The 23815-nt window shown below is 71.2% G+C and carries 20 protein-coding genes; 2 read left to right on the top strand and 18 right to left on the bottom strand.

The features are described 5' to 3' along the window. Window positions 1-80: 80 nt before the first annotated feature. The 4 genes from B3G12_RS07675 to leuS form a co-directional block, all read right to left on the bottom strand. Complete coding sequence (locus B3G12_RS07675; RefSeq protein WP_055084690.1) at window positions 81-335, bottom strand: Txe/YoeB family addiction module toxin; 255 nt, start codon at window positions 333-335, stop codon at window positions 81-83. Further along, window positions 336-614, bottom strand: a complete 279-nt coding sequence (locus B3G12_RS07670; protein ID WP_055084688.1) for a type II toxin-antitoxin system Phd/YefM family antitoxin — start codon at window positions 612-614, stop codon at window positions 336-338. A gap of 80 nt (window positions 615-694) precedes the next feature. Then, window positions 695-1696: a DegV family protein gene (locus tag B3G12_RS07665; RefSeq protein WP_290499846.1), complete on the bottom strand. Its 1002-nt coding sequence runs from the start codon at window positions 1694-1696 to the stop codon at window positions 695-697. Further along, window positions 1696-4206, bottom strand: coding sequence for a leucine--tRNA ligase (gene leuS, locus B3G12_RS07660; protein ID WP_144942898.1), 2511 nt, complete (start codon window positions 4204-4206; stop codon window positions 1696-1698). Before leuS ends, B3G12_RS07665 begins: the two co-directional genes overlap by 1 nt. Window positions 4207-4388: 182 nt before the next feature. Between leuS and B3G12_RS07655 the strand changes: the two genes are divergently transcribed. Further along, a complete protein-coding gene (locus B3G12_RS07655) occupies window positions 4389-5501 on the top strand; it encodes an alpha/beta fold hydrolase (protein ID WP_144942897.1) in 1113 nt (370 codons plus the stop codon). After that, complete coding sequence (locus tag B3G12_RS07650) at window positions 5498-6598, top strand: glycosyltransferase family 4 protein (protein WP_144942896.1); 1101 nt, start codon at window positions 5498-5500, stop codon at window positions 6596-6598. Before B3G12_RS07655 ends, B3G12_RS07650 begins: the two co-directional genes overlap by 4 nt. Window positions 6599-6717: 119 nt before the next feature. On the opposite strand, the gene B3G12_RS07645 is transcribed toward B3G12_RS07650, so the two are convergent. From B3G12_RS07645 to carA, 14 genes are all read right to left on the bottom strand, one after another. Continuing rightward, window positions 6718-7638 (bottom strand): ABC transporter permease, encoded by a 921-nt coding sequence (locus B3G12_RS07645; RefSeq protein ID WP_222128307.1) that lies wholly within the window; start codon window positions 7636-7638, stop codon window positions 6718-6720. After that, the gene (locus tag B3G12_RS07640) at window positions 7635-8813 is read right to left on the bottom strand and encodes an ABC transporter substrate-binding protein (protein ID WP_144942895.1); all 1179 of its coding nucleotides are present in this window, start codon (window positions 8811-8813) and stop codon (window positions 7635-7637) included. The genes B3G12_RS07645 and B3G12_RS07640 overlap by 4 nt, the downstream gene beginning before the upstream one ends. Next, complete coding sequence (locus B3G12_RS07635; protein WP_290499845.1) at window positions 8810-9544, bottom strand: ABC transporter ATP-binding protein; 735 nt, start codon at window positions 9542-9544, stop codon at window positions 8810-8812. Before B3G12_RS07635 ends, B3G12_RS07640 begins: the two co-directional genes overlap by 4 nt. Before the next feature lie 29 nt (window positions 9545-9573). Beyond that, complete coding sequence (locus B3G12_RS07630; protein WP_290499844.1) at window positions 9574-10659, bottom strand: acyl-CoA dehydrogenase family protein; 1086 nt, start codon at window positions 10657-10659, stop codon at window positions 9574-9576. 87 nt (window positions 10660-10746) lie between these two features. Further along, a complete protein-coding gene (locus B3G12_RS07625) occupies window positions 10747-11286 on the bottom strand; it encodes a DUF4242 domain-containing protein (RefSeq protein ID WP_290499843.1) in 540 nt (179 codons plus the stop codon). Window positions 11287-11539: 253 nt separating this feature from the next. Further along, window positions 11540-13957, bottom strand: coding sequence for a primosomal protein N' (locus tag B3G12_RS07620; protein WP_290499842.1), 2418 nt, complete (start codon window positions 13955-13957; stop codon window positions 11540-11542). Next, complete coding sequence (gene metK, locus B3G12_RS07615; protein ID WP_290499841.1) at window positions 13954-15159, bottom strand: methionine adenosyltransferase; 1206 nt, start codon at window positions 15157-15159, stop codon at window positions 13954-13956. The genes B3G12_RS07620 and metK overlap by 4 nt, the downstream gene beginning before the upstream one ends. Before the next feature lie 23 nt (window positions 15160-15182). Further along, on the bottom strand, window positions 15183-16535 hold the full coding sequence (locus tag B3G12_RS07610; protein ID WP_144942951.1) for a bifunctional phosphopantothenoylcysteine decarboxylase/phosphopantothenate synthase: 1353 nt from the start codon (window positions 16533-16535) through the stop codon (window positions 15183-15185). 50 nt (window positions 16536-16585) lie between these two features. Next, a complete protein-coding gene (gene rpoZ / locus B3G12_RS07605; protein ID WP_055084672.1) occupies window positions 16586-17059 on the bottom strand; it encodes a DNA-directed RNA polymerase subunit omega in 474 nt (157 codons plus the stop codon). A gap of 82 nt (window positions 17060-17141) precedes the next feature. Beyond that, on the bottom strand, window positions 17142-17717 hold the full coding sequence (gmk, locus tag B3G12_RS07600; protein WP_055084670.1) for a guanylate kinase: 576 nt from the start codon (window positions 17715-17717) through the stop codon (window positions 17142-17144). Window positions 17718-17851: 134 nt separating this feature from the next. Continuing rightward, window positions 17852-18166 carry an integration host factor, actinobacterial type gene (mihF, locus tag B3G12_RS07595; RefSeq protein ID WP_055084668.1) on the bottom strand — a complete coding sequence of 105 codons (315 nt, stop codon included), beginning with the start codon at window positions 18164-18166 and terminating at the stop codon, window positions 17852-17854. A 174-nt stretch (window positions 18167-18340) separates the two neighbouring features. Next, window positions 18341-19279 (bottom strand): orotidine-5'-phosphate decarboxylase, encoded by a 939-nt coding sequence (gene pyrF, locus B3G12_RS07590; protein WP_414672741.1) that lies wholly within the window; start codon window positions 19277-19279, stop codon window positions 18341-18343. 28 nt (window positions 19280-19307) lie between these two features. Beyond that, on the bottom strand, window positions 19308-22628 hold the full coding sequence (gene carB / locus B3G12_RS07585) for a carbamoyl-phosphate synthase large subunit (protein WP_144942891.1): 3321 nt from the start codon (window positions 22626-22628) through the stop codon (window positions 19308-19310). Further along, window positions 22628-23812 (bottom strand): glutamine-hydrolyzing carbamoyl-phosphate synthase small subunit, encoded by a 1185-nt coding sequence (gene carA, locus B3G12_RS07580; RefSeq protein ID WP_290499840.1) that lies wholly within the window; start codon window positions 23810-23812, stop codon window positions 22628-22630. Before carA ends, carB begins: the two co-directional genes overlap by 1 nt. Window positions 23813-23815 lie beyond the last annotated feature (3 nt).

Here is a 23815-nt window from a genome sequence, read left to right as displayed (position 1 = left end):
ATGTGGGACCCTCCACCACCGCGGCCTTCGTCCCGAGCATCACATGCGCGCTGAGCACGGGCGGCAGGTCACTGCGTGGGTCAGTAGTGGTAGCGGGCTTGGAGGATGATCAGGTCTCCGTCGTCCACGAGATAGACGAGCCGGTGCTCCTCATTGATCCGCCGTGACCAGGCCCCCTGCGCCCCGTACTTCAGCTGCTCCGGCTTGCCGATGCCCCCGAACGGCTCCCGCAGGCAGGCGTCGAGGAGCAAGTTGATCCGCTTGAGGATCCTCCGGTCGACCGTCTGCCAGTGCTTGTAGTCCTCCCAGGCGGCCTCGTCCCAGACCAGTCGCACTCAGTGGTCCCGGGACTGGTCGGCCGTGTCGTCGGAACGGTCGAGTTCGTGAGCCTGGGCCTTCCCCGCGCGGGCACGGTCGTAGGCGTCGAGCAGCCTGCGGGCGTTGGCCGGTGAACGGAACAGGTACGCGGTCTCCTGCCAGGCCGCGTACTCGTCGGCCGGCATGAGCACCGCGTTGCCCTTGCGGGAGACGATCTCGACAGCCTCCTGGTCCTGGTTCACGCGCTCGATGAGCGGGAACAGCGTCTTGCGGGCCTCGCTGGCACTGATGGACATGACAACCCCTTCACAGCCTCGACCGGTACAACTTCACGGTACCACTCGTGGTTTGAGGGCCTGTCGACTCGACAATCAGGTCACGGAGCGGGCTGTGCAGGCCTCTCGCCGCGCCACACCGGCACCGAGGTTGGCCCCTCCACCACCGCGGCCTTCGTCCCGAGCCCCACGTGCGCGCTGAGCACGGGCGGCAGGTCGCTGATCACCAGCTCGGCCTCGGGGCGGTAGCGGTCCCGCAGCACCTCGCCGATCTCGCGTGCCCCGTTCGCATCCGCCACGTGGTGCACGCACAGCACGGGCCGCTCGGGCGCCGCGTGGGCCAGCGCCTCCCCCACGAGCGTCATGAACCGCGCCCTCGCCTTCGCCAGGGACACCGGCCGCTCCACGGTCACGATCTTCCCCTCCGCCAGGCTCAGCAGCGGCTTGATCTGCAGCACGGAGCCCACCCTCGCCGTGGTCGGGTTGATCCGCCCGCCGCGGCGCAGCGTCTCCAGCGAGCGCACCTGGATGAGCACCTGCGCGCGCTGAGCAGCCTCGCGGGCGGCCTGGGCGACGTCGTCGATCCCGGCCCCCGACGCCGCCGCCTGCAGCGCCGCGCGCACTGCCAGTCCCTGCCCGAGCCCGGCGCTCTGTGTGTCAACGATCCGCACGGGGATCCCGATCTCCTGCCGTGCGATCCGCGTCGCGCCCACGGTTCCGGAGAGCTCCCCGGAGAGGTGCACGGAGACGACGGCGTCGAAGCCCTCCGCCTCGAAGCGCCGGTACGCCGCCCGCAGCTGCCCGGGTGCGGGCCGGGAGGTGGTCACGGGCTTCCCCTCGGCGAGCGCGACGACCAGTGAGGAGAGCGTGTCCGACTCGTCCTCGGTGTGCAGCTGCCCGCCGATCAGCACGGGCATGTCCACGAGCGCAAAACCGCCGGCCGTCGTGTAGTCGGTGAGCCAGGAGGTGGGCAGGGCTGCGGCGCTGTCGGCGACGACGGCGACGCGGCGGAGCGCGGCGTCGCCGTGACCCGCAACGGGACGGAGCCCGCCCTCCGGCTCGCTCGAGTCGGGGGTCGGGCTCCGCGAACCGTGGCCGGTCATCAGACCACGATGTTCACGAGCTTGGGGGCGCGCACGATGACCTTGCGCACCGTGGCCTCGGTGAGCAGCCGCTGCACGGCAGGGGAGCCCATGGCGGCGGCCTCGAGGTCCTCGTCACTGATGTCCGCGGGGACCTGCAGCCGGTCGCGGACCTTGCCCTTGACCTGCACGACGGCGGTCACGGTGTCCTCCACGAGCAGCGCGGGGTCCACGGTGGGCCACGGGGCGCGCACCACGGAGTCCTCGTGGCCCAGCAGGCGCCACATGTCCTCGGAGGTGTAGGGCGCCACGAGGCTCAGCAGGATCGTGACAGCCTCCACGGCCTCGCGCACGGCGGGATCCGCGGGACCGCAGCCGGAGTCAATGGCCTTGCGCACCGCGTTGACCAGCTCCATGGTGCGGGCGATGACCACGTTGAACTTCCCGGAGTCCAGCAGCTGCTCGGAGTCCACCACCGTCTTGTGGGTGGTGCCGCGCAGCGCCCGGTCACCGTCGGCGAACGGTGCGGCGGGGTCCGACGTGCAGTCCTGCGCGAGGCGCCACGCGCGGGCGAGGAACTTCTGGGCGCCCTGGGGCGAGACGTCCGACCAGTCGACGTCGTCCTCCGGCGGGGAGGCGAAGACCATGGTCAGACGAACGGCGTCGACACCGAACTCGTCGAGCTGCTCGCCCAGGTCCACACCGTTGCCCAGGGACTTGGACATTGCCTTGCCGCCGTTGAGCACCTGGCCCTGGTTCAGCAGCGCCTTGAAGGGCTCGGTGAAGCCCACCAGGCCGAAGTCGTAGAGCGCCTTGGTGAAGAACCGCGAGTACAGCAGGTGAAGGATCGCGTGCTCCACGCCGCCCACATACTGGTCCACGGGCAGCCACCGGTCCACGGCGGCGCGCTCGAACGGGCCCGTCTCATCCGCAGGGGACGCGTAGCGCAGGTAGTACCAGGAGGAGTCCACGAAGGTGTCCATGGTGTCGGTGTCGCGCTTCGCCGGGCCACCGCACGCGGGGCAGCTCACGTTCACCCAGTCCGACGCCGCCGCGAGAGGGCTCTGTCCCTTGGGTGCCAGCTGCTCCCCGCGCAGGTCCTCGGGCAGCCGTACGGGCAGCTGGTCCTCAGGCACGGGCACCTCGCCGCACGCGGGGCAGTGGATGATCGGAATGGGCGCACCCCAGAAGCGCTGCCGGGACAGCAGCCAGTCCCGCAACCGGAAGTTCACGTGGCGCTCGCCGGTGCCGGCCTCGGTCACGATCTCGATGGCCTTGTCCAGGGCCTCGGCCCTGGGCAGCCCGTCCAGGGGCCCGGAGTTGACCAGGGTGCCGTCGCCCGTCGTCGCCACACCCGTGACCGCGGGGTCCTCCTCGCCGGTGTCCAGGACCGTGCGCACGGGCAGGTCGAACGCGCGGGCGAAATCCAGGTCCCGCTGGTCGTGCGCGGGCACGGCCATGACCACGCCGGTGCCGTAGTCGGCCAGCACGTAGTCCGAGGCCCACACGGGCAACTTCTCCCCGGTCAGGGGGTTCACCGCGTACCGGCCCAGGAACACACCGGTCTTCTCCCGGTCCGAGGACTGGCGCTCGATGTCCGACAGCGCCTTGACCTGCTCCCGGTACTCGGCGAGCGCCTCGGCGTGCTCGGGGGCCGCGATCTCCAAGGCGATGGCGGCGTCCGCGGCGACCACGCAGAATGTGGCACCGTAGAGGGTGTCCGGGCGGGTGGTGAAGACGGTGACCTCGCGCCCGGAGGTGTCCGCGGCGTCAGCCCCCTCCGCGGGGGCGCCTTCGATCACGAACTTCACGTGCGCGCCCTCGGAGCGTCCGATCCAGTTGCGCTGCATGGCGAGCACTCGCTCGGGCCAGTGGCCCTCGAGCTCTGCCATGTCGTCCAGCAGCCGCTGGGCGTAGTCGGTGATCTTGAAGTACCACTGGTTCAGAGACTTCTTGGTCACCGGGGTGTGGCAGCGCTCGCACAGCCCGTTGACCACCTGCTCGTTGGCGAGCACGGTCTGGTCCTTGGGGCACCAGTTGACCGGGGAGTCCTTTCGGTACGCCAGGCCGTGGGAGTAGAACTGCAGGAACAGCCACTGCGTCCAGCGGTAGTACTCGGGGTCCGAGGTGTGGATCTCGCGGTCCCAGTCCACGCTGATCGCGTAGCGCTTGAAGGACTCACGCTGGGTGTCGATGTTGCGGTAGGTCCACTCGGCGGGGTGCGCGTCACGCTTGATGGCGGCGTTCTCCGCGGGCAGGCCGAAGGAGTCCCAGCCGATGGGGTGCATCACGTCGAAGCCTCGGTGCAGCCAGTAGCGGGAGACCACGTCCCCCATGGCGAACGCCTCCGCGTGGCCCATGTGCAGGTCACCGGAGGGGTAGGGGAACATGTCGAGCACGTAGCGACGCGGCAGTGAGTCGTCGTCGAGGGGCGCGAAGACCCGGTGCTTCTCCCAGTAGCCGGACCATGTGTCCTCGATCCGCCGGGTGTCGTAGTCGGTGCCCGCCTCCGGGGTGCTGTGCTCGCTCACGTGCCTCGCCTTCAGGGTTCACGGGGCCGGGCTGCTCCCGCGCCCGGGTTCCGAGGCGACGGCCTGGTCCCCCGTGGTGGTGTGTGGGGATCCCTCCCAGTTTAGACCAGCCCACCGTGCCCTCCGTTCTCACGTGCCACCGCTACCATGGGTGCGCTGAACCCGGAACTTTGGAGGCCACGGTGGAGAACCCCTACGCAGAACGCCGCAGCGTGGAACTGGACGGCTACCGCGTGCGGTACTGGTTCTACGACGCGGACAGACAGCGCAAACCGTTGCTCGTGATGCTCCACGGCTTCCGCGGCGACCACCACGGGCTGCAGCTGATAGCGAGCGCCCTGCGGGAGAGGTACCACGTGGTGGTCCCGGACCTGCCCGGCTTCGGGCGCTCCGAGCCGTTCCCGGACCGGGAGCACTCCGTGGCGAACTACGTCAACTTCACCCGCGCGTTCATCACCGCCCTGACCGACGGCGCCGTGTCCCCGGAGTCCGACACCGGCGTGGTGCTGCTCGGGCACTCCTTCGGCTCCACCGTGGCCGCCCACTTCGCCGCCGCCCACCCCTCGATGGTCGAACGCCTCGTGCTCGTGAACCCGATCTCGCAGCCCGCGCTCGCAGGCTCCCAGAAGAAGCTGACGAAGCTCACCGAGCTCTACTACGGGGTGGGGGCCTCGCTGCCGAAGCGGTTGGGCACCCGCCTGCTGTCCTCGAACACGGTGGTCAAGCTCATGACGGACGTGATGGTCAAGTCCGAGGACCCGGAGGTCACGCGCTACGCCCTTCGCCAGCACCAGGCGTACTTCAACGCGTTCGCCAACCGGCAGGTGGTCAGCGAGGCGTACCAGGCCTCGATCTCCCGCACCGTGGCGGAGGTGGCCATGCAGCTGAGCATGCCCACCCTGCTGGTCGTGGGCGAGCTGGACGACCTCGGTTCCGTGGACTCCCAGCGCACCATGGCCTCGTGGATCCGCAGCCACAGCCTGAAGATCATCCCCGGTGTGGGCCACCTGATCCACTACGAGACCCCCGTCCTGGCCGCGCAGCACATCGAGGAGTTCTTGGCCTCCCCCGCACCCGAGCCGCTGGAGGGCTACGACAAGCTGCCCCACGCGGACACCACCGTCTCCACCCCGGACCAGCTCACCGGGATGCTCCCGGCCGTCACCGCGGACGACGGCGCACGCCAGTTCGCGCGCGAGACCCGCACCCGCGGACTCGGGGGGACGGCGGCCCCCGCGGACGAGCACCACGTGAACGATGACGCGCGTCACCGGGACGGGTCCCGGCCGAAGTGAAGCTCCTCTTCGACGCCCGCTACATCCGCACCGACCACCACGACGGCATCAGCCGCTACAGTGCCGAGCTGCTCACCGCCACGGCCCGCGCCGTGGCCGAGGACCCCCGCGTGCGGCTGTGCGCGCTGATCAGCGACCCCGCCCAGGCCGCGTACCTTCCCGAGCTGCCGACCATCACCGGGCCGTCCGTGACCTCCCCCGCGGAGGCACTCACGGCGCTCGCCGTGAACAGGCACGCACCCGACGTCGTGTTCTCCCCCATGCAGACCATGGGCTCCCTGGGCCGCCGCCACCGCCTGATCCTCACGCTGCACGACCTCATCTACTACGAGCACCCCCAGCCGCCCGGTGATCTGCCCCTGCCCGTGCAGTGGGGGTGGCGCGCCTACCACAAGGCGTGGTGGCCCCAGCGGCTCACCCTGAACCGCGCGGACGCCGTGGCCACCGTGTCCGAGACGTCACGGCAGCAGATCCTCGCGCACCGCCTCACGAAACGGGACGTGCGCGTGGTGGCCAACGCGGCGCCGTCGTCCGGGATCCCGGGGGCCGAGGCGCTGCAAAGGCTCGAACGCCGCGGCACGGACCTTGTGTACATGGGATCGTTCCTGCCGTACAAGAACGTGGAGACCCTGCTGCGCGCCATGGCCCACCTGCCGGGGCACACGCTGCACCTGCTCTCCCGGATCACCCCCGCGCGGGAGGCTCAGCTGCGGACGCACGTCCCCGAGGGCGCGCACGTGGTCTTCCACCGCGGGGTGGGCGAGGACGAGTACCGCGAGCTGCTCACCTCGTGCGCCGCACTCGTCACGGCTTCGCGCGCGGAGGGCTACGGGCTGCCGCTCGTGGAGGCCTTCGCGCAGGGGGCCCCGGTCGTGTGCTCGGACCTGCCGATCTTCCACGAGGTCGCCGGGGACGCCGCCGGCTACGCCCCCTCGGACGACGACGCCGCGTTCGCCGCCCGGGTGCGCGAGCTCACCGATCCCGGTGTGGCCCGCGAGCGCGTCCTCGCCGGACTGGAACGGATCCGTGAGCACACGTGGGGGGACTCCGCCCGGGACCTGCTGGACCTGGCGTGGGAGCTGCACCAGCGCGGTTGAACCGCTGTGCACAGTTCCCCCGTACTCGCCCCCCGGTTCTCGGCCCTGGGGTCTTCAACCCGGAAGATTTCAGCAGCCAGTGCTCCGGACGGTGACCGGGGGTGCCGTGGGCGACCCGCTCAGGTGCGCACCACCCGTTCCCGCAGCAGCACCTGGGCGAGGGCGTCCAGCGCAATGCCGAGCAGTCCGATGGCGAGGATCACCACGAGCATCTCGTCGTAGGCCAGCCGGTCCCGGGCATTGAGGATCTCGTAGCCCAGCCCGGTGCTGACCCCGAGCATCTCGGCGGGCACCAGCACGACCCACGAGATGCCCAGTGCCAGACGGACCCCCGTCATGACGTGGGGCCGGATACTCGGCAGCACCACCGTGCGCAGCCGCTCGAACGGCGTCGCCCCCAGGGTGCGCGCCACGCGCAGGTGGGCCGGGTCCAGAGCGGCGACCCCCGCCGCGGTGTTCAGGGCGATCGGCCACACCGCCGCGGCCGCCACGAGGAAGAGCACCGGCGCGCTGCCCACCCCGAACAGTGCCACCGCCACCGGAGCCCACGACAGCGGCGAGACCATCCGCAGGAACTGCACGACCGGCGCACTCGCCCACCGCACCCGCTGCCACGATCCGATCACCAGCCCCAGCGGCACCCCGATCACCGTGGCCAGCAGCAGTCCGCCGAGCAGCCGCCACAGGCTCGTGGCGGCGTCCTGCAGCACCACGCCGCGTTCCAGGAGCGAGCCGACGGCGTCAGGCAGCTGTTCGGGGCGGAACGCGGCGATCATCGTGGACCCGCCGGCGGCGGCGTGGGTGAACACCCACCACACGGCCACGCTCACGAGCACCCCGAAGGCGCCCCAGGCCACGGCCGCACTACGCTCGGCACCCCGGGTCGCCCGTCCCCGGGAGCTGGCGCGCGACGTGGCCCGGGAACCGTGCGGTCCGGGCCCGTTGTCGCCCGAGGCAGTCGAGCCAACCCCGTCCGACGACCGCGCGGCGTCGGGATCCGTGCGTGTGCTCTCGGGCGCGCTGCGGGACGTGCGTCTCATGCCTGGATCTCCTCGGTGCGTGTGGTGCCGTGCAGCCCGAAGACACCCCAGCCGCCCGCCTTCGCGATGCTGCGGGTCACCAGGGCGTCGTCCACCAGTTCTCGGTGCGCGGCGGCCGGGTCGAGCTCGGCGAGGAAGCCCTCGGGGGCGTCCACCACCGTGTCCTGCATCGCGCGCACCAGCTCCTGCGTGAAGCTCGGGTACGGGTAGGGCCGGAAGTCCAGTGACTCGCCGTGCCACCCGGGATGGTGCAGCGCCCCGGTGTGCTCGGCGGCCGAGTAGGTCAGGGCGCGCTGGATCACCGGCTTCGGCTGCGGGAGATAGCCGGAGGCCAGGACCGCCGCCGTCTCGGGGCGGTTCGTGCGCGCCCACGCCTGAGCGCGGACCAGCGCGTCCATGAAACCCGCCGCCTGATCGGGGCGCTCCCGCAGCAGCTGCCCGCGCAGCACGGTGACGCAGCACGCGTGGTCACGCCACACGTCCCCCAGGAACCGGTGGATCGTGCCCACGTGCTTCGCCTCCGCGGCCGCGTTGAACGGGTCCGCGACCACGTAGCCGCCGATCACCCCGTTGCTCAGGGCGGGCAGCATGTCCGAGGGGGCCATCGGCACCAGGGCCACGGTCTTGGCGCTCGTGGACGGGCTCTCGCGCATCACCGGGGTCAGCCCCTCGGCACGCAGCATCTTCTGCACCACCACGTTGTGGATCGACCACCACGCGGGAATTGCCACGGTGCGCCCCGCGAGACCCGCCAGCTCCGTGATCTCCGGGTGCACCGTCAACGACGAGCCGTTCGTGTGGTTCCACGCCGTGATCCGCACGTCCGCCTGCAGGCCGTAGCGCATGTACAGCGCCATGGGCATGAGCATGTGGATGGCATCCACCTTGCCCGCCACGAAGGCCTCCGACAGTGAGGACCAGCTGCGGAACAGGACGGGCCGCGCGACGGCCACCCCGGCGTCGTCGTAGTAGCCGTTGGCGTGGGCCACCAGCAGGGGCGCGGCATCAGTGATCGGCAGGTACCCGATGCGCACGGGCCGTGAGCCGTCGTCACCACCGCTGCCGGTGCGGGTTCCCGTGTAGAGGGAACCGGCGCCCCAGGCCGCACCCGTCAGTGCCACCGCCGCGGTCCCAGCGCGCAGGACGGCCCGCCGTGTGGTGAGCGGCCCGCTCATATCTCCCAGGTTCCCGCCTCGTCGTCCGTGCCGCGGTACGTCGCGAGAATCTGTCCGGCCGTGGTGCCGTCCTGGGACGGAACCCACTGCTGCCGGAAACCGCGCGGTCCGGCGAAGAAGCCGATCCGGTCCCCCAGCGCCATGGCCTCGGCGACGTCGTGCGTGACCAGGAAGACCGTCAGCCCGAGGTCAGTGGTCAGCTGCCGCAGCCACTGCTGCAGGTCCTCGCGGGTGGCGGGGTCCAGCGCACTGAAGGGCTCGTCGAGCAGCAGCACGTCCGGGCGCACAGCGAGGGCCCTGCCCACGGAGACCCGCTGGGCCTGGCCGCCGGAGAGCTCCTGCACGGGGGTGTGGGCGAGGTGGGAGAGGCCGAGGATCTCGAGCAGCTCGCCCACGCGCTCGTCGTCGAAGCGGTCGCGGTTGCGCCGGTACCTGCCGCCGAGGGCGATGTTGCGCCGCACGGACAGCCAGGGGAACAGTGCCGGGGACTGGAAGACCACGGCGAGGCGGGCGTCAGGGTCTGAGAACGCGATGCTGCCAGCGTCGAGGGTCTCGAGCCCGGCGATGGCACGCAGCAGGGTGGACTTCCCGGAGCCGCTGGGGCCCAGCACGGCGAGGGTCTCGCCCCGGTGCAGGGTGAGGTCCACGCCGTCGAGGGCGGGGTCGGAGGCCCCCGGGTAGGTTTTGCTGACACCGAGCACCCGAAGCGCGGTGCCCGGGTCCGTGGTCACCGCGGCGCCGTCGCGCCCGTGCCCGGACCTCACCCGAGCCTGCGCAGTTCCCACCGCAGGTGGCCTTCCGTGGGTGACTGGACGGGCAGGAACGCTGCCTCCCGTGCGCGGCGCGCCGTGGGCGAGGACAGCGCGTAGCCGCGGCCGCCCACGATCTTCGCCTCCAGGCGGGTGGCCTCGCCGGTGAGCAGGGCTGCGTCGAGGCGCAGCTGCAGGAGCTCGCGGGGTGCGGCGGCACGCGGTTCCCGTGCCAGGCGCACGAGATCCGCGCGAAGGCGCTGCTGCTCCGCCACGGCGTCGTCCAGGTCCTCGCGGAACATCTCGCCGACGCCGCCCAGGTTCTCCCGCGCGCTCGTCAGCGCCGCCGCGGAGAGACCGAGGCAGAACGAGGTCTGCAGCAGCAGGAACGGTCCGCGGACCGTGGCCAGGAACCCGGGGACGTCCTCGGTGAGGACGTCCTGCTCCGCGTCGATCTCCACGCCCTCCAGACGCAGGATGCCGGACGCCGTGGCGTTGAGCGCCATGAGGTTCTCCAGCGGCCGCACGCTGACCCCGGGCAACGCCACCCGGGTGCGGACGATCGCGGGGCGTCCGTCCTCCCGGACGACCGGCAGGATCACGACGGCGTCCGGGTACAGGTTCGAGGCCCACGGCACGGTGCCGTCGAGCACCAGGTGGTCCCCCCGGCGGGTGAGCGTCACGGGGATCTCACCGATGCCCGCCGCGGCCTTGAACGCCGGTGCCATGGCGGAGCACAGCGGCACTTCGCCGGTGCGCAGCTCAGACGCGACGGGCGCCCCCACCGCGTCGAGGTACTCCAGGCCGGAGCGGTGGCCCCACAGCGAGAACGCCGTGGCCGTGCACTCGGCCGCGAGGTCGAAGACGACGGCAGCCTGTCCACGCAGGTCCCCGCCCCCGAGACCCAGGTCCAGCAGGCCCCGCTGCCCGAGCTCGCGCAGGGTCTCGAACGGGGTGGTGTCCGCCTCGTCGGTGGCCCGGGCACGCTCGGCCGCGCGTGCCCGGACCAGGCCGTGTTCCGGGTAGTCGGTCAGTGGGGCCAGGAGATCCTGGGCGGAGGCGGTCGCGAGGGTTGCCGAAGCACTGGGCTGGGACATGGGTTCCGTTCTGACGGGGCGTGCGCCGGGTGCCGCGGCCCGTGGTGGGCGGCGGCACCCGGTGGTGGTGACGGGTGGACGCGGGACTCAGACCTCGAGCTTGAACATCCGGTCGAAGGGGGTGTCCACGGCCGCGCGGGCGCGCGCCACGGCGTCCTCGTCCGGTGCGTTGTAGAAGCACAGGCACTTGGCGGTGTCCTCGCGGACGTAGGTGCGCAGGAACGACACCTCGGGAACCTCGGCGTACTTGGGCGAGTTCGCCTTCTTGCGGGTGAGGTACTGCTCCATGGTGATTTCGGCGGGGATGTCCCACTCCACGAGGTAGTCGGTCTGGCCACGAAGCTTCTTGATGTCCTCGAGCTCCGCGCCCACCAGGCGCACCTCGTCCGGGCCGGTGACCTCGGTGACGGAATCCCCCAGCGCCGTGCGCACGGTCTGCGCAAGACCCTCGGGCGTGTCCTGCTGCGTCTCCACAACGACGAACACGCGAGCGTGGTCCGCCGTCACCTGGGACTCGATGAGTTCGGCAGAGGCCTGCGTGACAGCGCTCGACGTCGCGTCGATGATCGAGCGCACGGCCTCCTTCTCGGCCACGGCGGGAACAATTTCAATGAGCTGCAACGACATGCGGATCCTTTCGGGAACGGGTCTGCGGTGATGACTCGGGCGCACGCCGGGACTCTCTGCCCCGGTGCGCGGTGCCACCCCGCGTGAACGTGCCCTCCACCGTAGGACTGCCACGTTCGCCCCGTGCAGGAGGATTAACAGTTCGACACATTGGACTGAGCAGGTCAGCCAGTCCTGGTGCACGCATGCGGTCCCGGTCCCGCCTCGCGATCCGCGGCACGTCAGGCTCCGCCGACGACGGCTGTGACGCGCCCTACAGCAGGTCGGCGACGTCGCAGCGCACCGTGACCGGCGCGTGTTCGCGCAGCGCGGAGGCGCGTGCCTTCTCCGCCCGCAGGGCACCGGTGACCCGCGGCGCGATCCCGAACCCAAAGAACAGAAGCGCACAGTAGAGCCGGTTCCCGCCGCGCTCCGGGGAGCCGGCGACGTCGACGGCATCCTGAGTGGCGGGCTCGGCCAGGTCCGCACCGTTTCCGGGTGTTTGCTCCACCGGCGCTGGCCCGACCACGCGAACACGCTCGGGCAGTGCGAGGTCACGCAGAGTGGCCTCCACGGCGTCGCGCGGGCCGGTCAGCGCCGCGGTCCGTACCGCTGGCGGCAGACCCAGCTCATGACGCTCCTGCAGCTCCCGCGCGGAGTGCCCTGCCGGATCCCAGCGCACGAGCGCCGAGACGGCACGGTCCTGGTCCGCCGTGACCACCACGGTGCCCCCGTCGGAGGACGACCGCACCAGGGCGGCCGCGTTGAACCACCGGCGCAGGGTCTGCTCCTCCGCGCGCAGCCAGGGTCGCGCGAGCATCTGGTTGCCGTCCAGCAGCAGGGCTGCCGCGTAGCCGCCCTCGGCCACGGGTTCGGCACCCGGCGTGGCCACCACGAGTGCAGGTGCAGACCCCACTCGCGCACGCACCGTGCGCTCGCTCGAGGAGATCACCGGCACCTGGGGGAAGGCGCGGCCCAGCTCCTCGGCAGTGCGCCCCGCGCCCACCGAACTCAGACGCACCCGCGCGAACCCGCACTCCGCGCACCGCCAGTCGTGGGCCTGGCGACCGCACCAGCTGCACACGGGCACCGCCTGCGCGGAGCTCAGCGCCAGGGGCCCGTTGCACGCGCGGCAGCGCGCGGGAGTGCGGCAGCGCTGGCACGCGAGCACCGGTGCGTAGCCCTTGCGGGCCACCTGCACGAGCACCGGGCCGCGCTCCAGCCCCGCGCGCGCCACCCGGAACGCCTCCTGCGGCAGCCGGGCCCGCGCCGCAAGCGGGTCCCGCTCACTGTTGAAGGAGTCCGACGTCGCCTCGATCCGCGGGGAGAACCGCCGCAGCACGGACCGGGGCGGAGCCACCCGCGCCGCCCAGCCCGTGGTCACGAGCCGCTGCGCCTCCGGGCTCACAGCGTGGCCGGTGAACAGACTCGCGAGCCCCTCGCGCTGCGCCCGCAGCAGGAGCACGTCGCGCGTGTGCTGGTAGGGCGCACGCTGCTCCACGAAGTTGACGTCCCCGTCGTCGTGGCAGCACACGAGAGCGAGGTCCTGCACCGGGGCGTAGGCCGCCGAACGGGTCCCCACGGCCAGCTTCTTGCGGCCCAGGGCGAGCTCGAGGAAGCCTCGGTAGCGCGGGGTCGGGCCGTCACCGGCGTGCAGCCGGACGACGGCGTCCTCCCCCACCAGCTCGTGGAGCGCCTTCTCGAGGCGGTCAAGGCCCTTGTGGTCCGCGACCACACCCACCGCGCCCCGGCCAGCGGCGTAGGCCGTGGCCATGGCGTGGGCCGTGAGGAGCGCCCAGTCGTGGTCGGGGGCGGCGGGCAGCACCTCGACGACGGCGCGCGCGGGCTCGCCCGCCGCCACCGCGGCGATGTACTCGGGGCCGCCCTTGTAGTGATCCCAGAGGGCTGGCGACGGCGCGTGGGCGGGTGAGGTGTGCGCAGGCGCCTCGTGGGCGGGAAGCGAGTCCGCCCGCAGCGGGTCACCAGATGACGCTTCGGCAGGCAACGGGTTTGCCCGCGGAGGGGCGGCGGCATCGGTGGGGGCCGCCGATGAGGCAGCCTCGTGGGAAGGGTTTCCCGGTGCTTGACCGGTGGGTGAGGACGTGACCTCGCCGTCCCCGGACTGTTCCGCCGAGGAGAACTCCTTGTCCACCCGGGCGACCCGCGGGGCGATGGCCACCCGCAGCACGTCCGCGGCAGTTCCCGCGCAGCGGTCCGCCACGGCCTGCGCGAGCTCCACGATCTCGGGCCGTGCAACGGGCAGGGGGCTGAGCACCCGACGCACGGGCAGCAGACGGTCCTCGGGGACGTCCGTGTGCGCCACCCGGTGCACGACCCACCCGGACATCTTGCGGCCCGAGAACAGCACGGACACCTTGGAGCCCACCACGGCCTGCGTGTCCAGCGCGGCGGTGACGCGGTAGTCGAAGAGCCGGTCCAGGTGGGGCACGTAGGCCTCCAGCAGCACCTGCGCCACGGGGTTCTCGGGGGCTGTGCCCTCGGAGCCCACCGCACGGCGGACAGGTGCCGCAGCAGCGTCGCGCCCGGTGCCCGCAGCAGGGGCCTTCGCCGGCCTCGCCACGGCCCGCGGAAGTCCCGCGAGGGTCAGCTGCTCTCCCGGCTCGTTGGCCCCGGCAGCAGCCGCCGGTGCGGACTCGGTCGGACCGGACCCCTGCTCGGGCTCCGGGGTCACAGACCCACGGCGGAACGCAGCTCCTGGACGCGGTCCGTGCGCTCCCACGTGAAGTCCGGGTCGTTGCGGCCGAAGTGGCCGTGGGCGGCGGTCTTGGCGTAGATGGGGCGCTTCAGGTCGAGGTCCTCGATGATGGCCAGCGGGCGCAGGTCGAAGACCTCCGTGATGGCCTTCTCGATCCGCACGGGGTCCACGGTCTCGGTGCCGAAGGTCTCCACGTAAAGACCCACCGGGTGCGCCTGGCCGATCGCGTACGCCACCTGCACCTCGGCACGGCGCGCGAGGCCTGCCGCCACCACGTTCTTGGCCACCCAGCGCATCGCGTACGCGGCGGAGCGGTCCACCTTGGACGGATCCTTGCCAGAGAACGCGCCGCCGCCGTGACGGGACATGCCGCCGTAGGTGTCCACGATGATCTTGCGCCCAGTCAGCCCGGCATCCCCCACGGGCCCGCCGCGCACGAAGTTCCCCGCGGGGTTCACGATGATCCGCGCGCCGGAGAGATCCAGTCCGGACTCCTCCAGCACCGGGTTCACCACGCTCGAGGTGATGTCGCTGGTGAGTTGCTCGAGGTCGTAGTTCTCCACGTGCTGGGAGGAGACCACCACGGTGTCCACGGACACCGGCGTGTGGCCGTCGTAGCCGAGGGTGACCTGGGTCTTGCCGTCCGGGCGCAGCCCCGGCAGCACGGCGGTCTTGCGCACGCGCGTGAGCTGCTCAGACAGGCGGTGCGCGAGCAGGATCGGCGCGGGCATCAGGGCGTTCGTCTCGTCCGAGGCGTAGCCGAACATGATGCCCTGGTCCCCGGCGCCCTGCGCGTCCCGTGGGTCCTTGGCGGTGCCCGTGCGCTCCTCCAGGGACGTGAAGACGCCCTCGTAGATCTCGTTGGACTGCTCCCCCACGCTGATGGACACGCCGCAGAACTCGCCGTCGAAGCCGTGGACCGAGGAGTTGTAACCGATGTCCAGCAGGGTCTTGCGCACGATGTGGGGAATGTCCACGTACGCGTCCGTCTTGACCTCGCCCGCCACGTGCACGAGGCCCGTGGTCACCATGGTCTCCACGGCCACCGAGGACTCCGGGTCCTCCGTGAGCAGGGCGTCCAGGATCGTGTCCGAGATCTGGTCGCAGATCTTGTCCGGGTGGCCCTCGGTCACGGACTCGGAGGTGAAGATTCTCAGGTGCTCACTCGATGCTGTCACGGAAGACCACACTACCTGCAGGCTCAGACGTGGAGTTCGGAGGCGATCCGGGCCACCACGAACCGTGCCACCTCGTCCTTCGTGCCGCGCGCACCGGACTCGTCCTCCGAGTGCGCCGAGAGGACCACAACCTCGGTGTCGTCCCGGCCGAAGACCTTGTCCGTGCCCACCTCGTTGAGCACGAGGAGGTCGCAGCCCTTGCGCCGCAGCTTGGCGCGGCCGAAGTCCAGGACGGAGCGCTCGGCGTCGCCCGTCTCCGCGGCGAAGCCCACCACGAGCTGCTCCCGACCCTGCTCGTTGCGCAGCGTCACCAGCTCCCGCAGGATGTCCGGGTTGCGCACCAGGCGGATCACGGGGTCCGTGCCGTCCTCGGACTTCTTCATCTTGTGCTCGCCCACGGTGTCGGGGCGGTAGTCGGCCACGGCAGCGGCCATGACGACGACGTCGCAGCCTTCCGCCGCGGCCAGGCTCGCATCGCGCAGCTCCAGCGCCGAGGACACGCGGGTGACCCGGACGCCTTCGGGCAGCGGGGTCTCCACGTGCGCCGCGATCAGGTGCACGTTCGCACCGGCGTCGCGGGCGGCGCGGGCGATCGCGATCCCCTGCTTGCCGGACGAGCGGTTGCCGAGAAACCGCACGGGGTCCAGGGCCTCCCGTGTACCCCCGGCGGTGATGAGCACGCGCCGACCGGCCAGGGCGCGGGTGCCGGGCCCGGCGGCCTGGTCGGCCGCACCGTGAGCGACGGGTTGTCCGGTCCCCCGGGGCGGTTCGTCCAGGAGCGGTTCGTGCTGGTGCGATTCGTCCAGGCCGTGCCCCTCGGCGGTGTGGGCCGCGGGGGCAGACCCGGTGCGGTCAGCGACGAGCGCCAGGGCGGCATCGACAATCTCCCGGGGCTCCGGGAGCCGGCCGGGTCCGCTGTCCGCGCCCGTCAGACGACCCGAGGCCGGTTCCAGCACCGTGTGGCCGTGCTGGCGCAGCAGTTCCACGTTGCGCCGGGTGGCGGGGTTCTGCCACATCTCGGTGTGCATGGCCGGGGCCAGGAGCACGGGCGCAGCGGTTGCGAGCACCGTGGTGGTGAGCAGGTCGTCAGCGTGGCCGTGGGCGATGCGCGCCATCAGGTCAGCCGTGGCCGGCGCGATGACCACGAGGTCCGCCGCCTGACCCTGCGCCACGTGGTTGACGGTGTCCACGCGCTCAAACACGGAGTCCGTCACAGGCTCACCGGTCAGCGCCTCCCACGTGGGTGCGCCCACGAACTCCAGGGCGGAACGCGTGGGCATGGGCACGACGTGGTGGCCAGCCTCGGAGAGGAGGCGGGACACCAGGGCGGCCTTGTATGCGGCAATGCCCCCGCCCACACCAAGCACGATGCGCAACGAAGCGCTCGGGCCGGAGGGGACGGGGGCGGGGCCGGTGGAGTTCACCGTCACTGCTCGGTGGGCTCCGTGGAGTCCTCGGTGGCCTCCTCGGCCACGGTCTCCGTGACGGTCTCGGTGCCCTCGGGGTGCTGCTCCTCGGCAACCTGCACGCCGTCCGAGAAGACCGCCGCGCTGCCGGCATCCTCACCCTGGGCGAAGAAGTCCCCGGTGAACATCTCGGTGGCCGTGGGCTCGTCCGAGACCAGCTGGCCGTTGGGGGTGAAGCCCCCGTTGGTCACGTGGTCGGCCTCGATCAGGCCCTCGTCGATCTCGCGGAAGGCGATGGACAGGGGCTTCTCGTTGAGCTGGGTGTCCACGAGCGGGCCCACGTACTCGAACAGGCCCTCGTGCAGCTGCGAGTAGTACGCGTTGATCTGGCGGGCGCGACGCGCAGCGAAGATCACCAGGCCGTACTTGGAATCCGTCTTGTCGAGCAGCCGGTCCACGGGCGGGTCGACGATGCCTTCGTTGTTCATGCTCACGTGTGTCAGGACTCCTCTGAAGTGCAGGTGGATGTCTGTGCTGGCTCGGGGTGGACCGCGCAGGTCCCCGGACGCAACGGGCTCAGCGGCCCTGTTCGTCCGGCAGCCCCATGAGAGCCACGAGTTCGGCGGCGGCGCGCTCCACGGTGTCGTTGACCACCGTGTGGTCGAACTCCGAACGTGCCGCAAGTTCCAGTTTAGCCGTTTCCAGGCGTCGCTGCTGCTGCTCGGGGGTTTCGGTGCCCCGGCCCACGAGCCGCTGCACCATCTCCTCCCAGCTGGGCGGCGCCAGGAACACGAAGCGCGCGTCCGGAAGGCTCTGGCGGATGCTGCGCGCGCCCTGCAGGTCGATCTCCAGCAGCACGCTGCGTCCGGCGGCCAGCGCCTCTTCCACCTTGTGCCGCGGTGTGCCGTAGCGGTGCAGGTTGTGCACCACGGCCCACTCGAGCAGGTCGTGGTCCTCGATCATGCGGTCGAACTCGTCGTCGCTCACGAAGAAGTAGTGCACGCCCTCCACCTCTCCGGGCCGCGGGGCCCGGGTGGTCGCGGAGACCGAGAGCCACACCTGCGGGTAGTGGTCCCGGACGTAGGTGGAGACCGTCCCCTTTCCCACGGCCGTGGGGCCGGCCAGGACGGTCACGGTGGGCGACGGGGTCACGGAATACCTCCAGCGGAGCAGTGGTGGACGAGCGGTCGGCTCGTCCGCCACTGTACCAACCACCGGCCGCACCGACCCGGCGGGGTACCGTCAGGCGCGACGTCGCCCGCAGGCCAGTGCCGGGGCCGGGGGGCTCAGTGGTCGAGGTACTCCACGAGCGCGCGGCGTTGGTGCTGGCCCAGCCCGCGCACGCGGCGCGTGGGTGCGATCCCGATGTGCTCCATGATCGCCGCGGAGCGCACCTTCCCGATCCCGGGGGTTGCCTCCAGCAGCTCGGTGACCTTCAGTCGGCTGACGGCCTCGTCCGTCTCACTCCTGGTGAGGACGTCCGCGACGCTCAGCGAGCCGTCCCGCAGCCCCTTCTTGATCTCCGCCCTCGCGGTCCGTGCCGCGGTGGCCTTCTCCCGAGCGTGCGCGCGCTCTTCATCCGTCAGTGGCCGTAGTGCCATGCCCAGCTCTCCTCCTCGTGTGCCTTCACCCCCGGGTGCGCCCGTGTTGGGGGGTGGCGCACCGGGGTGGTCACCCTGAAAGTACCCGACGCGTTTGCCCCGGTAAACACGGTGAACGCCCCCTGACGTGGCCGGACGGCTCACGGTCAGGGGGCGTTCCCGAGGTTGGACGGGTCAGCGCAGGGCGGCGGAGAGCTCCTCGCTGGAGCGCCGGATCGCTTCCCGCAGGGCAGCCGCGTCCGGGCCGTGAGCGAGGATGCCGCGCGAGGAATTCGCGAGCACTGCCGGTCTGACGTGCTGGAACACTGCCGCGAGGTCACCCGCCCCCGCGCCCTGGGCGCCGTATCCCGGTGCCAGGATCGGCCCGTCGAGCGCGCTCAGGTCGATGTCCAGGCGCTCGAGCGCGTCCCCCACAGTGGCCCCCACGACCACGCCGCACGAGCCGAGAGCGCCCCTGACAGGTGACGTCACGATTTCGTCACGATTCGCGAGACCCGCCCGCGCGGCGTCGTGGGCTCCCACCTGGGACGACGCCGCCGCGTCGCCCCAGGTGCCGGGCCGCGCGCCATCGTGCGCCACGACGTCGCGTGCGGGCGCGTTCTCGTGAGCCACCGCGTCGAGCACGGCCCCCGCCACGGAGCTGGTGCCGCCCACGTGCTGGACCGCCGCGCCCTCCGGGTTGGAGGTCAGCGCCAGCACGAACGTGCCACGGCCAGTCTGCCGCGCGAGGTCCAGGGCAGGGCGCAAGGACTCGAACCCGAGGTAGGGGCTGAGCGTCACGGCGTCGGCGGCCAGGGGCGAGTCGTCGGCGAGCCACGCCTGGGCGTAGGCCGCCATCGTGGAGCCGATGTCCCCGCGCTTGGCGTCCGCGATGCTGAGCACCCCTGCCTCACGGGACTCCCGCAGCACTCGTTCGAGCACCACAAAACCCGCCGAGCCGTAGGCCTCGAACAGCGCGACCTGCGGCTTGACCGCGGCGGCCAGACCCGCGGCGGCCTCCACCACGCTCAGCGCGAAGCGCTCCAGTCCCGAGACCGTGCGGGGCAGAGCCCACGCGTCCAGCAGGGCCGGGTGCGGGTCGATCCCCACACAGAGGGGACCGGTCGCGCCCATGGCCGCCGCGAGGCGGGCGCCGAAGGGCTCACGCACCCGTCCGCTCCCCCGCCACCTGGCTGCGCAGGTTCTCCTCGTGCTCCTGCAGGGAGGTCACGGACCACGAGTACTGCCGCTGCGCCGTGATTGCCTGCAGTGCGGCACCGAGCTCCGAGACCGTCGTCATGGTCGGCACGCCCACGGACGTGGCCGCGGCGCGGATCTGGTAGCCGTCTCCGCGCGCCGCCTGGCCACCGGAGGGGGTGTTGAAGATCAGGTCGATCTCTCCCGCCGTGATCAGGTCCGCCACCGTGGGGCCGTCCTCGCCCGTGTCCGCGATCTTGGCCACCACACGGGACTCGATGCCGTTGCGACGGAGCACCTGCGCGGTACCGCCCGTGGAGACGATCTCGAAGCCGAGGTCCGCAAACATCTTGACGGGGATCACCGCCGAGCGCTTGTCCTTGTTGGCCACCGAGACAAACAGCCGGCCCGCGGTGGGCAGGGGGCCGCCGGCCGCGGCCTGGGCCTTGGCGAACGCGGTGTCGAAGTACTTGTCGATGCCCATGACCTCGCCCGTGGAGCGCATCTCCGGGCCGAGCAGCGAGTCCACGACCGCGCCCTCGGGGGTGCGGAAGCGGGCGAACGGGAGCACGACCTCCTTCACTGCGGTCGGTGTGTTCTCCGGCAGGGTGGTGCCGTCGTAGTCTGCCGGCAGCACGCCGTCGGCCCGCAGCTGTGCCACCGTGCGCCCGGTGCCGATCAGCGCTGCGGCCTTGGCCATCTGGACCCCCGTGGCCTTCGAGACGAACGGGACCGTGCGGGAGGCACGGGGGTTCGCCTCGATCACGTAGAGCACGTCCGAGGCCAGCGCGAACTGCAGGTTGATGAGACCCCTCACACCCACACCGCGGGCAATCGCCCCGGTGGCCTCGCGCACGCGGGCGATCACGTCGGGGCCGAGGGTGATCGGGGGCAGCACGCACGCGGAGTCACCGGAGTGGATCCCGGCCTCCTCGATGTGCTCCATGATCCCGCCCACGTAGCAGTCCCGGCCGTCGTAGAGGGCGTCCACGTCGATCTCGATCGCGTCCTCGAGGAACTTGTCGATCAGGGCGGGGCGGCTCGGGCTGATCTCCGTGGCGTTGTCCAGGTAGGTCTTCAGGGAGGCCTCGTCGTAGACGATCTCCATGCCCCGGCCACCCAGCACATACGAGGGGCGCACGAGCACGGGATAACCGATCTCGTGGGCGATCCGCCGCGCCTCGGCGAAGTCGTAGGCCGTGCCGTTCTTGGGCTGGCGCAGTCCGGCCTCGGTGAGCACGCGGGCGAACTCCCCGCGGTCCTCGGCGAGGTCGATCGCCTCAGGAGTCGTGCCCAGGATGGGCACACCCGCGGCCTTGAGGTCCGCGGCGAGCTTGAGCGGGGTCTGCCCGCCGAGCTGCACGAACACGCCCAGCAGCCCGCCCGAGCGGCGCTCGGCCTCCACGACCTCCATGACGTCCTCGAACGTCAGCGGCTCGAAGTACAGGCGCGTGGAGACGTCGTAGTCCGTGGACACGGTCTCCGGGTTGCAGTTGAGCATCACCGTCTCGTAACCGGCCTCGCGCAGCACCATGGAGGCGTGCACGCACGAGTAGTCGAACTCGATGCCCTGCCCGATCCGGTTGGGCCCGGAGCCCAGGATCATCACCGAGGGCTTCTCGTGCGGGGCGACCTCCGACTCCTCGTCGTAGCTCGAGTAGTGGTACGGGGTGAACGCCTCGAACTCCGCGGCGCACGTGTCCACGGTCTTGTAGACGGGGCGGATGTCCAGGGCGTGGCGCACCCCGCGCACCACGGACTCCTCCAGGTGCACGAGCTCGCCGATCTGCGCGTCCGAGAAGCCGTGCCGCTTGGCCTCTTGCAGGGTGGCGGGGTGCAGGTCCGGGTCCTGGCGGATCAGCTCGGCGGTCTCGTTGAGCAGCTGGACCTGGTCCAGGAACCACGGGTCGATCGCGGTGGCCTCGAAGACCTGTTCCACGGTGGCACCAGCCAGCAGCGCACGCTGCACGTTGCGCAGCCGCTGCGTGGTGGTCTCCCGGGTCTTCTCGACCAGGCGCGCCACCGTGTTGGGCCCGGGCTCCACGGCGGGCCTGGCGAAGCTGAAGGACGAGCCCTTCTGCTCCAGCGAGCGCATGGCCTTCTGCAGGGCCTCCGTGAAGTTGCGCCCGATGGCCATGGCCTCGCCCACTGACTTCATGGTGGTGGTCAGCGTGGGGTCCGCCGCGGGGAACTTCTCGAACGCGAAGCGCGGGACCTTCACCACCACGTAGTCCAGCGTCGGCTCGAAGCTCGCCGGGGTCTTCTGCGTGATGTCGTTGGGGATCTCATCCAGTGTGTAGCCCAGGGAGAGCTTCGTGGCGATTTTGGCGATCGGGAAGCCCGTGGCCTTGGACGCCAGCGCCGAGGAGCGGGAGACGCGGGGGTTCATCTCGATCACCACGATGCGCCCGGTGTCGGGCTCCACCGCGAACTGGATGTTGCACCCACCGGTGTCCACGCCCACCTCGCGGATCACGGCGATCGCGATGTCGCGCATGCGCTGGTACTCGCGGTCGGTCAGGGTCAGGGCGGGGGCCACGGTGATGGAGTCGCCGGTGTGCACTCCCACGGGGTCCACGTTCTCGATCGAGCACACGACCACCACGTTGTCGTTGGCGTCGCGCATCATCTCGAGCTCGTACTCCTTCCAGCCCAGGATGGACTCCTCCAGGAGCACCTCCGAGGTGGGCGAGTACTGGATGCCGGCGCCGGCGATGCGGTGCAGGTCCGTCTCGTTGTACGCGAGCCCGGAGCCGAGCCCGCCCATGGTGAAGGAGGGCCGCACGACCATGGGGTAGCCCAGCTTCTCCGCGGCCGAGAGCGCCTCGTCCATGGAGTGGACGATGACCGAGCGGGCGGACTCGGCGCCGCAGCGCTCGACGACGCCCTTGAAGGCCTCGCGGTCCTCACCGAGGTTGATGGCGGCGACGTCCGCGCCGATCAGCTCGACGTCGTACTTCTCGAGCGCTCCGTTGGCGTCCAGGGCGAGCGCGGTGTTCAGCGCGGTCTGACCACCCAGGGTGGGCAGCACGGCGTCCGGGCGCTCCTTGGCGATGATCTTCTCGACCGTCTCCGGGGTGATGGGCTCCACGTAGGTGGCGTCCGCGAACTCCGGGTCGGTCATGATGGTGGCCGGGTTGGAGTTGACCAGGATCACGCGCAGCCCCTCGTCCTTCAGGACGCGCAGGGCCTGGGTGCCGGAGTAGTCGAACTCCGCGGCCTGGCCGATCACGATGGGCCCGGAGCCGATCACCAGGACGCTGTTGAGGTCTTGCCTGCGGGGCATCAGTTGTCTCCTGCTTCCGGATCGGAGCCCTGGCCGGCCCGGTCCATCACGTCGATAAAGCGGTCGAAGAGGTAGGCGGAGTCGTGGGGACCGGCCGCGGCCTCGGGGTGGTACTGCACCGAGAACGCGGGGATGTCCTCGCAGCGCAGGCCTTCCACCACGTTGTCGTTGAGCCCCACGTGGGACACGGCCACCCGGCCGTAGCGGGACTCGGGGGCGGTCACGGTCTCGCCCACTGGGGCGTCCACGGCGAAGCCGTGGTTCTGGGAGGTGATCTCCACCGTGCCCGTGGCGAGGTCCATCACGGGTTGGTTGATGCCGCGGTGGCCGAAGGTCAGTTTGTACGTGCCGAAGCCGAGCGCGCGACCCAGCAGCTGGTTGCCGAAGCAGATTCCGAAGAACGGGATGCGGGCGTCGAGCACCTGGCGCAGCAGGGCCACCTGCTCGTCGGCGGTCGCCGGGTCACCGGGACCGTTGGAGAAGAACACACCATCCGGGTCCAGCTCGCGGAGCTGCTCGAAGGTCACGTCCGCGGGCACCACGTGCACGCGCACCCCGCGCTCGGCGAGTCGCTGCGGCGTCATGGACTTGATGCCGAGGTCCACGGCGACGACGTCGTGGCGCACCGGGGCGTCCCAGCCGTGCTCGGAGGGCTCCACCACATAGGCCTCGTCCACGCTCACGTGCTCCGCGAGCGAGCGTCCCGCCATGGCGGGCTGCCCGGCCACCTGCTGCACGAGCTGCGCGGTGGGCTGCTCGGCGGCCTCCCCGGAGAAGATGCCGGCGCGCATCGCACCCTTGTTGCGCAGGTGGCGGGTCAGGGCGCGGGTGTCCACGCCCTGGATCCCGGTGATGCCCTGCTCGGCGAGCTCCTCGTCCAGGCTGCGCTCGCTGCGCCAGTTGGAGGGGCGGCGGGCGGGGTCACGGACCACGAAGCCGTTCACCCAGATCCTGTGGGACTCCATGTCCTGCAGGTTCACGCCCGTGTTGCCGATGTGCGGCGCGGTCTGGATCACGATCTGCCCCGCGTAGGAGGGGTCCGTGAGCGTCTCCTGGTAGCCGGTCATCCCGGTGGCGAAGACCGCCTCGCCGAATGCCGTGCCGGGGGCGCCCCAGGCACGGCCACGGAAGACCGTGCCGTCCTCGAGGACCATGACGGCCGGTTCGATGCGTGGTGAGTTCATGGT

The organism is Kocuria sp. UBA5001, assembly GCF_002398425.1.
GTDB lineage: Bacteria > Actinomycetota > Actinomycetes > Actinomycetales > Micrococcaceae > Kocuria > Kocuria salsicia.
Note: the sequence above shows the minus strand (reverse complement) of the source record. Positions and strands in the feature narration are given on the sequence as shown.

Excerpts from the sequence above, each read along its gene's own strand:
- B3G12_RS07625 (WP_290499843.1), bottom strand. The coding sequence starts at position 11,286 with ATGTCGTTGCAGCTCATTGAAATTGTTCCCGCCGTGGCCGAGAAGGAG.
- carA (WP_290499840.1), bottom strand. The coding sequence starts at position 23,812 with ATGAACTCACCACGCATCGAACCGGCCGTCATGGTCCTCGAGGACGGC.
- B3G12_RS07665 (WP_290499846.1), bottom strand. The coding sequence starts at position 1,696 with ATGACCGGCCACGGTTCGCGGAGCCCGACCCCCGACTCGAGCGAGCCG.
- pyrF (WP_414672741.1), bottom strand. The coding sequence starts at position 19,279 with ATGGGCGCGACCGGTCCCCTCTGTGTGGGGATCGACCCGCACCCGGCC.
- B3G12_RS07640 (WP_144942895.1), bottom strand. The coding sequence starts at position 8,813 with ATGAGCGGGCCGCTCACCACACGGCGGGCCGTCCTGCGCGCTGGGACC.
- B3G12_RS07630 (WP_290499844.1), bottom strand. The coding sequence starts at position 10,659 with ATGTCCCAGCCCAGTGCTTCGGCAACCCTCGCGACCGCCTCCGCCCAG.
- mihF (WP_055084668.1), bottom strand. The coding sequence starts at position 18,166 with ATGGCACTACGGCCACTGACGGATGAAGAGCGCGCGCACGCTCGGGAG.
- carB (WP_144942891.1), bottom strand. The coding sequence starts at position 22,628 with ATGCCCCGCAGGCAAGACCTCAACAGCGTCCTGGTGATCGGCTCCGGG.
- B3G12_RS07645 (WP_222128307.1), bottom strand. The coding sequence starts at position 7,638 with ATGAGACGCACGTCCCGCAGCGCGCCCGAGAGCACACGCACGGATCCC.
- B3G12_RS07670 (WP_055084688.1), bottom strand. The coding sequence starts at position 614 with ATGTCCATCAGTGCCAGCGAGGCCCGCAAGACGCTGTTCCCGCTCATC.